General features: G+C 67.8%; 12 protein-coding genes. All 12 read right to left on the reverse strand.

The window, feature by feature from the left end; all coding sequences use genetic code 11:
* Nucleotides 1-15 precede the first annotated feature (15 nt).
* The 12 genes from AC3WOH_RS04510 to AC3WOH_RS04565 all read right to left on the reverse strand — a co-directional run bounded on the left by AC3WOH_RS04510 (nt 16) and on the right by AC3WOH_RS04565 (nt 13,085).
* Nucleotides 16-1,092: a J domain-containing protein gene (locus tag AC3WOH_RS04510; protein WP_492228205.1), complete on the reverse strand. Its 1,077-nt coding sequence runs from the start codon at nt 1,090-1,092 to the stop codon at nt 16-18.
* A 33-nt stretch (nt 1,093-1,125) separates the two neighbouring features.
* Nucleotides 1,126-2,145, reverse strand: a complete 1,020-nt coding sequence (locus tag AC3WOH_RS04515; RefSeq protein ID WP_492228206.1) for a lysylphosphatidylglycerol synthase transmembrane domain-containing protein — start codon at nt 2,143-2,145, stop codon at nt 1,126-1,128.
* A 12-nt stretch (nt 2,146-2,157) separates the two neighbouring features.
* Nucleotides 2,158-3,402: a cardiolipin synthase ClsB gene (gene clsB / locus AC3WOH_RS04520; protein WP_492228296.1), complete on the reverse strand. Its 1,245-nt coding sequence runs from the start codon at nt 3,400-3,402 to the stop codon at nt 2,158-2,160.
* Between the two features lie 2 nt (nt 3,403-3,404).
* Nucleotides 3,405-4,172: an endonuclease/exonuclease/phosphatase family protein gene (locus AC3WOH_RS04525; protein WP_492228207.1), complete on the reverse strand. Its 768-nt coding sequence runs from the start codon at nt 4,170-4,172 to the stop codon at nt 3,405-3,407.
* A gap of 155 nt (nt 4,173-4,327) precedes the next feature.
* A complete protein-coding gene (gene cysK / locus AC3WOH_RS04530; protein WP_492228208.1) occupies nt 4,328-5,245 on the reverse strand; it encodes a cysteine synthase A in 918 nt (305 codons plus the stop codon).
* Nucleotides 5,246-5,321: 76 nt separating this feature from the next.
* A complete protein-coding gene (gene rtcA / locus AC3WOH_RS04535; protein WP_492228209.1) occupies nt 5,322-6,404 on the reverse strand; it encodes an RNA 3'-terminal phosphate cyclase in 1,083 nt (360 codons plus the stop codon).
* The gene (locus AC3WOH_RS04540; protein ID WP_492228210.1) at nt 6,404-8,230 is read right to left on the reverse strand and encodes a vWA domain-containing protein; all 1,827 of its coding nucleotides are present in this window, start codon (nt 8,228-8,230) and stop codon (nt 6,404-6,406) included. The genes rtcA and AC3WOH_RS04540 overlap by 1 nt, the downstream gene beginning before the upstream one ends.
* Nucleotides 8,231-8,235: 5 nt before the next feature.
* Nucleotides 8,236-9,300: an AAA family ATPase gene (locus AC3WOH_RS04545; protein WP_492228211.1), complete on the reverse strand. Its 1,065-nt coding sequence runs from the start codon at nt 9,298-9,300 to the stop codon at nt 8,236-8,238.
* Nucleotides 9,301-9,315: 15 nt separating this feature from the next.
* A complete protein-coding gene (locus AC3WOH_RS04550) occupies nt 9,316-10,155 on the reverse strand; it encodes a nucleotidyltransferase domain-containing protein (RefSeq protein WP_492228212.1) in 840 nt (279 codons plus the stop codon).
* A 74-nt stretch (nt 10,156-10,229) separates the two neighbouring features.
* Nucleotides 10,230-11,447, reverse strand: a complete 1,218-nt coding sequence (locus tag AC3WOH_RS04555; RefSeq protein ID WP_492228213.1) for an RtcB family protein — start codon at nt 11,445-11,447, stop codon at nt 10,230-10,232.
* A gap of 39 nt (nt 11,448-11,486) precedes the next feature.
* Entirely contained in the window at nt 11,487-12,296 is an 810-nt protein-coding gene (locus AC3WOH_RS04560; protein WP_492228214.1) for a hypothetical protein, read from the reverse strand.
* 51 nt (nt 12,297-12,347) lie between these two features.
* Entirely contained in the window at nt 12,348-13,085 is a 738-nt protein-coding gene (locus AC3WOH_RS04565; RefSeq protein ID WP_492228215.1) for a hypothetical protein, read from the reverse strand.
* Nucleotides 13,086-13,360: the final 275 nt, after the last annotated feature.

Consider the following 13,360-nt stretch of genomic DNA (forward strand, 5'->3'; position numbering starts at 1 on the left):
TCCCTGCCTGCAGGATCAGTCAGCGTCCAGCAGGTCTTCGCGTTGCGCCCTGAGCCACTGCTTGAGGTAGTCGTTGTCTTGCACCGCCTGCACCTCCCGCTGCAGCAGCGGAATGTCGTGCTCCAGCGCCTGGATCTGGCTGCGCAGCTGGGCCATGAGCTGGGCAGGCTGCAGCTTGCGCCGCGAGGTGATGCCCAGTTGCTCGCGCATGTTCGCCTCCAGTGTGGACACCTCCTGCTGCAGCTCGGCCAGTTGCTCGGTGAGCACCTGGTTGTAGCGCTGCAGGTGGCTGTCGCCCACGGCCACCAGGTGCTCCGCGTCGATCTGCTCCACCTCGAGCTGCAGTTGCAGCAGGTCGAGCAGGCTGCCCGAGGCATAGGCCTGGTTCACGCGCTGCATCAGCGCGGTCTTGCGCTGGCGCTCGGCCTCGTCGGGCTCGCGGTCGGGGTGCAGGGCGCTCGCGAGCTTGCGGTACACGGCGCGCACCGACTGGCTGGCTTCCTGGGCAGCCTCCTGCTGCTGGCGTTGCTGGGCGTTGGGCTTGCGCGCGCGGCTGGCGTGGTGGCGCTCGCGCTCCTGTGCGGCACGGGCCTGGCGCGCCTGCATTTCCTCTTCGACCCGGCGCACGATGTCCTCGGGGGATTCCGGGCCGTCGCTCGGCGGATCTGCCGGGTCCTCCGCCGGGAACTGCGAATTGGTAGTGGCGTCTTCGGCAAACTGCGCGTGCAGCGCCTGCATGGCCGTGCGGGTGGCCGGTTCGCGCACGTTCTCGGCGAGATCCCGGGCGAGCCGAGCGATCACGGCATGCAGGTTGCGCAGCAGGGTGCGCCCCAGGCCCTTGCGGGCCGATGCGTCCACCAGCGCCTGCACCAGGTCGGCGTGCGCGGTGTAGTACCGTTCGAGCAGGGGCGCCACGTCCCGGGCGTAGCGCTGGTGGTAGGCCTCGATGGCCTGGTTCCACGCCGCGAGGATGGCGCGCTGCGCATCGATCTGCGCGAGCAGCGCATTGAAGGATTGCTGGGCCGGTGTCAGCGGGCGCTGGCCCGGCTGCTCGGCAATGCGCAGCAGGCGGTTGTCTGGAGAGGAAGGCATGAAGGCGCCGATTGTGCCTTCTGCGCCAGACCGTCAGCCCGGGCGGCTCTTGCTGCGCCAGCGCAGCTCGACCACACCAAAGGCCAGTGCGGCCAGGGCCAGGGGCGCGAAGAAATACAGCGTACGGTAGGCCAGAATGGCCGCCAGCGCCTGGGGCGCGGGCATGTAGGCCGAGAGCACGGCCGTGCCCACGGCCTCCAGAACGCCCAGGCCCGCGGGGATGCGTGAGATCAAACCTGCCACCGCGCCGAGCAGCACCGTGGCCAGCGCCGCCACGTAGGGGGCCTGCTGGCGCGTGAGCAGCCAGATGGCGCACGCCATCACCATCCAGTTGGTGGCCGACAGCACCACCTGCAGCAGGCCCGTGCGCCAGTGCGGCACCGTAAAGCTGTGGCCGCGCACGGTGACGGGCCGGCCCTGGCGCAGCACGCAGGCCATCAGGTACAGCAGCGTGACGGCCGCCATGGCGCTGCCGATCCACGGCAACTGGTGGCTGGCCATGTCCCAGCCCTCGGGCAACTGCGGCGTCCAGAGCCAGAACACCGCACCGGCCAGCACGAAGTAACCCAGCCAGTTGGTGATGATGCTCAGCGCCACCACCTGCCCGATGTCGCCCACGGACATGCCCTGGCGCGAGTACAGCCGGTAGCGCACCGTGACCCCGCCGATGAGTGAGCCCAGGTTCAGGGTGAAGGGGTAGGCGATCAGCGTGGTGCCCACCGTGCGGGCCACGGGCAGGCCGTGCCGCGTGTAGGCCCGCCCGAACAGGTCGAAGGTGCTGTAGATGCCATGGCTGGCGAAGGCCAGGGCGGCGGCGCCCAGCAGCACCGGCAGGGGCATGGCGGCCAGCGCGCTCCACACGGCGCCCCAGTCCACATTGCGCGCCTGGCGCAGCAGCAGCGCGCCGATCAGCAGCACCACGGCACCCGTGGCCAGCGTCATCACCCAGGGCCACCAGCGGCTGGAGCGCACTGCGTGCCAGCGGCCGCCGCTGCGCGGTGCAGGCGGCGCCTCTCCATGCAGGGGATGGGGGGCGGGCGCGCTGGTGCTCATGGGATGCCGATCTTACGTGGCCGATGCCGCCTGCGGATTGTCGGTGGCCAGGGCTTCGGCCTGCGCCTGGGCCTTGACCAGCGAGATCGTGGGCTCGTGGCGCGGCAGCCAGCCAGCCCAGGCCGGGAACCAGCGCATCAGATGGAACACGCAGTAGCTGCGCACCAGCCGCAGGCCTTCCCAGGCGCCCTTGGGCGAGGGCTCCACCTGCTTGCAGCAGTGGTCCATGAGATGGGCCATGCGCTCATGCAGGGTGGCGTTGAATGCGCGGTCGCGGATGATGAGGTTGGCTTCCAGGTTGAGCGACAGGCTCAGCGGATCGAGGTTGCTCGACCCCACGGTGGACCACTCGTCATCCACCAGGGCGACCTTGCCATGCAGCGGCCGTTCGCAATACTCGTAGATGCGCACGCCGGCACGCAGCAGGTGGTCGTAGAGCAGGCCGGCTGCGGTCTTCACGATGGGCATGTCGGGCTGGCCCTGCAGGATCAGGCGCACGTCCACGCCACGGCGCGCCGCGCGCCGCATCTCGCGGATGAAGCGGTAGCCCGGGAAGAAGTAGGCATTGGCGATCACCACGCGCTTGCGCGCCGAGCGCAGGGCGATGCGGTAGTGGCGCTCGATGTCGTTGGTGTGGTCGTGGTTGTCGCGCGTGACGAAGATGGCGTGGGCCGTACCGGCGTAGGGCAGGCCACGCGCCGGAACTGCCTTGGCCCGGCTGCGGCGGCGCTCTGCCGGGCTGAGCACGGCCTCGTGGGTGTACTGGTGCATCTGGGCCACGATGGGACCGCGCACTTCCACCGCATAGTCCTGCTTGGCTTCGGGGCCGAAGTCGGCCACATGGTCGGCCGAGTAGTTGATGCCGCCGATGAATCCATGCTCCCCATCGACCACCACGATCTTGCGGTGCATGCGGCGCAGCAGGTTCAGGCGCTGGCCGAGCACGCGCTTGCCGGGGTCGAAGATGCGAAAGTGCACGCCGGCCTCCACCAGCTCGCCGACGAACCGCTCCGACAGGTCGGGCGAGCCGAATCCGTCCACCAGCACATGCACCTGCACGCCGCGCGTGGCAGCGGCGAGCAGCGCGGCATGCAGCTCCTGTCCGATCTTGTCGTCGAAGAGGATGAAGGTTTCGAGCATCACCTCGCGCCGGGCGCGGGCGATGGCCTTGAAGACGCGCGGGAAGAAGTCTTCGCCGTTCTCCAGCAATTCGAACTGGTTGCCGGGAACCCAGCGGGACGATTGGGCCGCGCGCATTTTCATAGCGAAATCTCCGCGGCCAGGGGGGCGTGGTCGGACAGCTTGTCCCAGGGCTTCTTCGGCAGGTGCAAGGGGGTGTGCACAGCGGCCTTGCGCACGTAGATGCGGTCCAGTGCCAGCAGCGGCATGGATGCGGGGAAGGTGCGCACCGCACGCCCCGTGGACTGCACGAACACCTCGTGCAGGCCGGCGCGCTCGCGCAGTATTTCGTGCGCGCGGCCGCGCCAATCGTTGAAGTCGCCGGCCACCACGACGGGCTCCTCGGGGTCGAAGGTGTTCACCAGGTCGCACACGCTGCGCAACTGGCGCTGGCGGTGTGCCTCCTGCAGACCCAGGTGCACACAGATGGCGTGCACGGGGCTGTGGTGCTTGGGCGGCTGCAGGATGCAGTGCAGCATGCCACGGCGCTCGGGTCCGCTCACCGAGATGTCATGGTTTTCGTAGTGCGTGATCGGGAACTTGGACAGCAGCGCGTTGCCATGGTGGCCGTTGTCGTACACCGCATTGCGGCCATACGCGTACTGGGTCCAGATGGTGTCGGCCAGGAACTCGTAGTGGGGCTCCTGGGGAAAGTTCTCTACCCGGCCCGCATGGCGGTGGTGCGTGCCCAGCACCTCCTGCAGGAAGACCAGGTCGGCCGCCACGTTGCGCACCGCATCGCGCAACTCGTGCAGCATGAAGCGCCGGTTGAAGGTCGTGAAGCCCTTGTGCACATTCACGGTCAATACCTTGAAGGCAATGGGCTGGGAGGTGGGTGTGTGCGCCATGGAAACAATCTGAAAAGCTGCTGCACCGCCGTGGTGCGCGCCCCTGCGGCGTGCGCCGCCAGGGTCTTGCCTTGATTGTTCCGGCCATGGGCCGGTGGCGCTGTAGGACGGTGGGCCGTCAGCGCGTGCAGCGCGGGCCCACGCCGCCGCTCAGGTCATGCGGGCAGGAAGCCTTCGACCGAGAGGTAGCGCTCGCCCGTGTCGTAGTTGAAGCCCAGCACGCGGGCGCCCGCGGGCAGCTCGGGCAGCTTCTGCGCAATGGCGGCCAGCGTGGCGCCCGAGGAGATGCCCACCAGCATGCCTTCCTCGCGGGCGCAGCGGCGCGCGTATTCGCGTGCGGGCTCGGCATCGACCTGGATCACGCCGTCGAGCAGGCTGGTGTCGAGGTTCTTGGGCACGAAGCCCGCGCCGATACCCTGGATGGGGTGGGGCGAGGGTGCGCCGCCCGAGATCACGGGCGAGGCCGAGGGCTCCACGGCAAACACCTTGAGCGCGGGGAATTTTGCCTTGAGCACGCGCGCCACGCCGGTGATGTGGCCGCCGGTGCCCACGCCGGTGATGAGGGCGTCGAGCCCATCGGGGAAATCCGCCAGGATCTCCTGCGCCGTGGTGCGCACGTGCACGTCGATGTTGGCGGGGTTTTCGAACTGCTGCGGGATCCAGGCATCGGGCGTCTGCGCCAGCAGCTCCTGGGCGCGGGCGATGGCGCCCTTCATGCCCTTCTCGCGCGGGGTCAGGTCGAAGGTGGCGCCATAGGAGAGCATCAGGCGGCGGCGCTCTATGCTCATGCTGTCGGGCATCACGAGGACGAGCTTGTAGCCCTTGACAGCAGCCACCAGCGCCAGGCCGATGCCGGTGTTGCCCGAGGTGGGCTCGATGATGGTGCCGCCGGGCTTGAGCGCACCCGAGCGCTCGGCGTCTTCCACCATGGACAGGGCAATGCGGTCCTTGATGGAGCCGCCGGGGTTGCCGCGCTCGGCCTTGACCCATACATTGGCCGCGCTGCCGAACAGGCGGTTGATGCGCACGTGTGGCGTGTTGCCGATGGTCTGCAGAATGTTGTCGACTTTCATGGCGTCTCCTGGTCAAGAAAAAGAGGTGGGTGGCAGTGCAAGGCGGCATTGTGGCCCAGTCCCGCAGCCTTGTACCTCACCGGGGGAACACCCGGACCAGAATGGCACCATCGTCGCGCGGCTCGGTGGTCACGCGCACCGGCAGGCCGGCACTGATCACTGCGGCATTGGTGCGCGTGTGGTCGGTGAGCTCGCTGGCCGTGTAGCAGGCCTCCTGGCCCGTGAGCCATACGGCCAGGGCCAGCGGCAGCATCCACTGGTCGGCCAGGTGGGGCCCGGTGGCCGCTGTGCTGCGCTCATAGGCCCGCACCTCCTCGGCCAGCTTGCGTGCCACAGTCTCGGCCGACAGGCCGCGCTCGCCGAACTGGCAGAACACCTCGGTCACCTGTGCATATTCCAGCGTGGCCATGAGCACATTGCCCGGCCCTTCGTGCTGGCGCACGCCGGGCGTGCGCAACTGGCCGGCCTCCTGCGTCCAGCCCAGGCGCCGACCCAGTTCCTCCAGCTCGCGTGCGGCCACGCTGCGCGCCAGGCCCGGGGCCAGCGCCTCGGCCCAAGCGGCCACCGGCGCCCCGCGCTCCACCAGGTCGAACGGGGCCAGTGCCTCGGTGGCGGGCGTGATTTGCGCATGCAGCAGGCCGCCGCCCGCAGGGTAGAAGCCACGGCGCTCCAGCGCCAGCTCCAGGTCCACGCCCAGGCGCGCGAGCAGCGGTGCATAGGCGCGCTGCAGAAAGTCGAACGGCGGCGCCATGGGGTTGTGCGTGCCGCCGGCCAGCTGCACGCGGCTCACGCCATCGGCCAGCATCAGCGCGGGCAGCACGGTCTGCAGCACCAGCAGGCAACTGCCCGCACCGGCGATGCGGAAGGTGTAGTCCCCCGCCTGCACCGCACCGGGCGTGAACTGCAGCGACTGGGAGCCCAGTTCCGCGCCCTCGGCCTGCCCGCCGCTGACCTGTGCCGCCGCCTGCACGCAGGCCAGGTGCTGGCGCATCAGCCCCGGCTTGGCGCGGCCGGCTCGGATGCGTTCGATGCGCAGCGGCCGGCCCGTCACCATGGACAGTGCCAGCCCCGTGCGCAGGATCTGGCCGCCGCCTTCGCCTTGGGAGCCGTCGAGAACAATGGGCTGAAGGCCCTTGGATTGTGAAAAAGTCGAGTTCATCAAGTCATGTAGAAAACGTCGCCACGGGGCGTGAACGGCAAGCGCCGGCCCGCGGCCAACAGGTAGGCATGCGAACGGCGCACGCTCAGGCGGTCGCAGTCGGCGTCGGTGATGATCAGCAGCGGCCCGTCCTCGGGAAAGTCCGTGCTGTTCTCCAGCAGGGTGATGGCCGGTTGCAGCACGGTGCCGCCGCGTCCCTTGATCTCGACACGGTGGGCAATGTCCTGTGCTTCCAGGTACCCGAGGTCGTAGGGCGCGGCATCGCAGCACACCACGCGCACCGCGGGCACTTCCTTGGCCTGTGCATAGCCCGCAATGCTGCCCAGGGCCTTGGCCAGGGTGTGCCGGTCCATGGAGCCGGAGGTGTCGAGCACCACGCCGAAGGTGCGGCCCTCCAGCCAGCGCGGGTCGGGTCCCACCTGCGGGCGCGGGATGTCGGGCGTGGCCGATTGGCGCCGGCTCAATCGTGCGTAGGTGCGCCGTGTCTCGATGGGCGGAAAGTGGTGGTCGAACCAGCGTGCCAATTCCACCTCCCACGGAATCGGTGGTTGCAGCAGCGCCCGGATCTCCTCCAGCAGGGCAGCGGGCAGCAGGCCCCGGCCCTGGGATTCGTGCAGCACCAGCCCCTTGCCCAGCTGTTCCTTGTAGAAGGCATCGAGGTCGGTGAAACCAGGCTGGCCCGGGGACAGCCGGCGGTCGAGCATGTCCCCTTGTCGGCCCGCCAGCGTGAGCAGTTTGCGCATGCGGCGCAGGTCGACCACGATACGGTCGTAGACCTCCTCGGCCGACAGACCGCGCAATTCCAGGTCGTGCAGCAGCCCGAGGGCCGGGGCGCTGCCCACCTGCATCTGGATGAGCCAGTCGTTGATCACATAGTCGCAGGCCACATTCCACAGGTAGGGGTCGCGCCCCTGCCGGCGGCCCATGTGGCGCAAGGCCACATGCAGGATCTCGTGCGCGATCACGAAGCGCGTTTCCTGCTCGGTCAGGCCCGCTGCGGGATTGAGGTAGATGGTGCGCAGGGTCTCGTCCACGGCGCCCACCATGATCTCCTCGCGCCGGCACAGCTCGGCGTCTTCGAGGATGTCGAAGGCCGCCACCATGGAGCCCAGCAGCGGAAAGCTGCTGATGAACCAGCTGCGGGCGCGCTCGGTCGTGCCGCGCGGGACACTGCGTGCGTCCCCTCCCAGCGCCTCGCGGGTGCCGGCGGCGATCTCCACCGCCTGGGCCACCGAGTTGGCGATGCCTGCCGCGAACACCTCGCTCCAGCTGTCTTGCGTTGAGACTGTGCCCCAGCGCGTCGCCGCGGGCCGCTCGGGCCAGTCTTCAGGTGCCTGCAGGCTCGTGCCCCGGGGGCCGGCGAGGCCCATGGACTCTGCCCAGGGCGGAACACCGCTTTCGCAAAACTGGCGGTACCAGCGCTCTTCGTCCCAGGCGGGCGCATCGGCCGGCATCTGCATGTCGGCAGGGCATTCCCCGAACTTCACGGAGGCTAGGAAGCGGGTGGTCGCCACATCGCAGGCGGCGCACCACTGCGGCCAGTCGCCGCGGTCGCGCTGGAACAGTTCCATGGCATAGCCGAGCACGCCGCGCGCGAGGACGAACGCCCATTCGCCCGCTGGCGCGTTGCGCTTGGGATGCACATGGATGCAGTGGTTGTGCAGCACCACCAGCCAGCCGGCCGCGGGGCACTGCGAGGCGGTCGCCGCGCGCACCCACGTGACCCGCCGCGCCAGCGGGCCGAAGATTGGGTGCGAGAGCACCAGGGCCATGCCGGCCTCGTAGGCCAGCGTGGCCGGGCTGGGCTTGTGGCTCGTCTTGGCCATGGTGTTCAGGCCGCCTTGGCCTGGCGTTCGACCAGGCGGGGCAGGTCGCGCACGACCTCGATCATGTACCACGCGGGCAGCGTCTGCCCCGTCTCTTCGGCCACGGCGATCTGGGCCATCTCCAGGCTGATCTGGGCGAGGTCCTTGAGCAGGGCCTTGGAGCGGTGCACCAAGGCCTGCAGGTCGCCGGTGCTGGCGCTCTTGTCCTGCGGCAGGGTCTTGAGCAGCCGGGCGCGGAAGGCCTGGGCCAGGAAGTACAGCACGTCGCGGTCCTCGGGCGCATGGGGCCAGCGGGAATCACCCTTGAATATGGCTTCCAGGCGGTGCCGGTCGGCCGCCAGCTTGCCGAAGGCCTTGAACTGCGCTGCATGCTGGGGCGTGAGGCAGCCATAGGCCAGCGCCTCCACCATGGACGGGGAGGGCGCATCGCCAAACGCATGCAGCGCATCGCTGAGCATGTGCCAGGCGCGCGGCGTGGAGAAAGGCTCCTCGTGCTTGGGCGGTGCGCTCCACAGGTGGTCGGGGCGCTGCTGCAGGTACTCGATCACCATGGGGTGGATGGCGCTGGCCGATGCCCAGTCCATCCATTCCGATGCCGACACCTTCAGGTGCACGTGCACCATGCGGTTCATCAGCGCGGAGGACATGGGCTTGACGATGGCCGAATCCTGCGCGCGGTTGCCGGCACCGATCACGATGGAGCCCTTGGGCAGGGTGTATTCGCCGACGCGGCGGTCGTGGATCAGGCTGTAGAAGGCTTTCTGCACGTCCTGCGAGCAGGCATTGAGCTCATCCAGGAAGATGCAATAGGGCTCCTTGCGCGCAATCATCGCCGGGGGGCAGAAACGGGTCACGCCGTCGGTGATCTGGGGCACGCCCATCAGGTCCTCCGGTGCCAGCTGGCTGCCCAGCAGCGACACGCATTCCAGCCCCACGCTGTGCGCGAACTTCTCCACCAGGGCCGACTTGCCCACACCCGGCGGCCCCCAGATGAAGACCGGGCGGGTGATGGCAACGTTCAGCAAGAATTCGCTGAGCTGGGAGGGCGACAGGGCGTGCGTGGCTTGCATGGGCAAGGGTTCGGTTCAATCGGTGGTAAAGCGCAGCACGGTGTCGTGCAGCAGGTCGTCCAGCGCGCCATGGCCCGGAACGGGCAGCGGCTGCACGGGCTCGGCGGCATTGCGTGCCAGCTCGGCCTCGATGAAGGCGTGGATGCCGGGCCAGCGCGGGCTGGTGGCAGCCTCGCCGGCGCGCATCTTCACCTCCAGCAGTGCGTTGATCTCGGCAACCAGTGCGGCGTCGGCCACGGGGTCCAACGTGTGCTGGGCTAGCTCTGCAAAGCGCATGGGCGGCACGCCCGGGCGCGCGCGTATCCAGCGCGCAGCCAGCAGGGGGCGCAGCACGTACAGGTACTTCTTGTAGCGCACCGCGTCGGCCTGCAGGTGCTCGCGGAAGTTCTTCTTGGCCATGGAGGCATAGTGGTGCCAGCCCTTGGCGTTGGAGAACACGGTCTCGGCCAGCGCGCGAAAGCGCTCCATGGTGCCGCCTTCTTCGCGGTAGACCACGGGCGAGCGCAGCCATTCGAGCAGCGTGGGGTTGGACTCGCGCATCAGGCCCAGCGCCTTGCGCAGGTCCCAGCCGTTGATGTCCAGCTCGCCGCTGATCGGCACCTCGATCACGTCGCGCCCCGGGGTCACCGTGAGGTACCAGGGCAGGCGGTTCACGTAGATGAAGCGCACGTCGTAGTCGCTGTCGGGCGAGGCAAAGCCCCAGCCCCGGCTGCCCGATTCGCAGGCAAACAGGATGGTGACCTGGTGCTGCGCCTCGATGGCACCCAGGTTCTCCATGATCTGCGCGCGCATGGCGGGATCGATGGGGTGGGCCGATTGCAGGAATTCCTGTGTGTCTTGCTGTTCTGTATGCATGTGCTGATGCAGGCGCTGGTCTGGCCAGCGCCGGCTCCGTTCAAAAATGGTTGCGGTGGATGTGCAAAAGTGGCCTATCCCTTCACGCACACCACCTGCTTGAGCGTGTAGACCACCTCCACCAGGTCCTGCTGGGCGGCCATCACGGCGTCGATGTCCTTGTACGCCATCGGGATCTCGTCGATCACGTCGGCGTCCTTGCGGCATTCCACGCCCTCGGTGGCAGCGATCTGGTCGGCGATGGTGTACATCTTCTTGGCCTTGGTGCGGCTCATCTTGCGGCCTGCACCGTGGCTGCAGCTCATGAAGCTCTCGGGGTTGCCCTTGCCGCGCACGATGAAGCTCTTGGCGCCCATGCTGCCCGGGATGATGCCCAGCTCGCCGGCCTTGGCGCTCACGGCACCCTTGCGGGTGACGAGCACGTCCTCGCCGAAGTGCGTTTCGCGGCTCACGTAGTTGTGGTGGCAGTTCACCGCCTCCACATGCGCCTCGAACGGCTTGGTGATCACCTTGCGGGCTGCAGCGATCACGCGCTGCATCATCACCTCGCGGTTGGCACGCGCGAACTTCTGCGCCCAGCCCACCGCACGCACGTAGTCGCCGAAGTACTTGGCGCCTTCTTCGAAGTAGGCCAGGTCCTGGTCGGGCAGGTTGCGCTGGTGCAGCTCGGCGTCCTTCTTGGCCAGCTCGATGAAGTGCGTGCCGATGGCATTGCCCACGCCGCGCGAACCCGAGTGCAGCATGAACCACACGCCACCATGCTCGTCCAGGCAGACTTCGATGAAGTGGTTGCCGGTACCCAGGGTTCCCAGGTGCTTGTGGTTGTTGGTGTTGCGAAAGCGCGGGTAGTCCTCGCAGATCGCGTCGAACTCGCCCTTGAGCGCGGCCCAGGCCACATCGGTCTCGTCGGGCGGCGTTTCCCACGCACCCTTGTCGCGGCCCATGCGCTTGGGGTTGCTGCCGTGCGGCACGGCCTTCTCGATGGCCGAGCGCAGCGGGCCCAGGTTGTCGGGCAGGTCGTTGGCGTGCAGCGTGGTCTTGCAGGCCATCATGCCGCAGCCGATGTCCACGCCCACCGCGGCCGGGATGATGGCCTTGAAGGTCGGGATCACCGAGCCCACCGTCGCGCCGATGCCGTAGTGCACATCGGGCATGGCCGCCACGTGCTTGAACACGATGGGCAGGCGCGCTGCGTTCTCCAGTTGCTTCTGGGCCTCGTCTTCCACGGGCACTCCCTGGGTCCACATCTTGATGGGGACGCCGTTTTCCACATTGCGTTGCAGGTAGTTCATTTCGTTGTTCCTTCTTGTCATTGTTTCTTCTCGGGGTGTTCAACCGCTCACCAGGTCGAACACCGATTCCACGATCTGCTTGGGGCCCATGCAATTGCCGCAGGTGCAGTGCGCGGGCCGTTCCATGGCGCTGGTGTCCAGCGCCAGGATCTTTTGCGCAAAGCGCTGGCGGTTGCCTTCGTCCAGCATCCAGGCCTTTATCGCCTCGCAGAATTCCGGCTGGTCTTCGGCAAAGGCGTTCTGGATTTCGTTCTGTCCCCAGAAGTCCCAGTAGCTGGCAGCGGCGTAGTGCAGCACGGCGCTTTCCCGCTCGTCGGCCAGCCAGTGCGCCAGCAGCGGCTGCACATCCACGCCGCCCTTGTGGAACATCAGCAGGATGTCGAAGGCGTTCGCGCCATCGAACGGGCTGGGCTCGCGCCCGGTGTGTCCCAGGCCTTCGCGGAAGAAGGCCAGCGCGAAGGCATCCACGGCGGCGCGTTCCTTGGGCGACAGGGCATCGGCCGGGCAGTTGCCCAGGCGGTCCAGGTACAGCTCGGTCGAGTGGTGCAACTCCTTGCCCTGGGCCATCAGCTCCAGCATGCGGGGCAGGAAGTACAGCAGCTCATCCGCTGGCTGTTCGCTGCTCTTGGCCGAGCCGTTGTACTCGTAGAAGTGGCGTGCCGTGAGCTGGCGCAGCGGCAGGCGGCGCAATTCGCGCTCCGTGGCCTCGTCCACGCAGCAGGGCATGCACACGTCCAATGTGTGCGTTGGGGCTCCGTACTGCTGGAAGGCCGTGTACGCAGCGTCCACCACCGTGCGCAGTGCGGGTGGCAGCAGGGCGTCCTGAACGGTGGCTTTGGCTTTCATCATGATCATCATCTCCATGCGCTTCACGCGCGCTGTGTCCCATGTCTGGCGCCGCTACTGCACCATTCCCTGGGCCGCAGCGCGCGCATAGTTCTTCAACTCCTCGTCGTGTGCCGGCACGCTGCGGATGAATTGCTCCACCCGTTCCTGCAGCTCCCGGGGGCGCAGCAGGGCGCGGCCTTCGTGGCCGATACCGTGCAGGGCCGAGACCTGCACGTCGCGGCAGGGCACCTCCAGCATCTGGCAGAACAGCTGCCACATGGCATCCCGCCATTCGGGGATCTGCCGGGCGTTCCAGAAGGTCGGCCAGACATCGAACCACATGTAGCAGACGAAGCCCAGGCGGCCGCTGCTGGTGCCGATGGCCTCGTGCACCTGGGCCCTGCGCGGGCCGATGCCGTCGCTCCACAAGCGCGGGAAGGCCTGCAGCATGCGCATGGCGTCCGCCAGCGGTACCGAAGGGTCGAGCACCTGGAGCGGGATGTCACCGGCATTGGTGCTCATCACGCAGTTCAGGCCCATGCCCACCTGCTCGTCGCTGTAAGGCGCCAGGTCGGTGCCGGCGTTGGCGAAGAGCACGGTCTGGATGTGTGTCCACTGCAGCGGCGTGGCGTCGAACATGGGCTCGTCCATGTCCCAGTACCACTCCTGCTCTTTCCTGCCCGGCACGGGCCGGTCGAAAAGATAGCGCAGTGCATCGGCGTACAGCGTGGCATCGAGTCCGATCAATTCGGGCGTCCATGCCTGCGGTGTTTGCCTCGCCAGGCGCTTCTTACGTGCGGTCTGTTTCATGGTGTTCCTCTGTTCTTCTTTTCATCTATCTGGTGGACGCGGCGGGATTCGAACCCGCATCTTTGCAGCGACCACGGTTCTTGAGTCCAGTGGCCCAGTGAACGGTTGGAAACGCGCGCCAGTGGCAGACCCGTCATCGGAGCCAGCACCTGCATCCTCAACCTTGCCCGTTCACCGACTCTCCCGCTGCACTCGGTGTTACCCGACCTGCCGGCAATAACAACATTTTTGGCAGTGGCGCTCCCTTCTGTGCCAGCGCGCCCTTCTTAACAAAC

It is taken from the genome of Acidovorax sp. FW305-C-20-28, assembly GCF_058783375.1.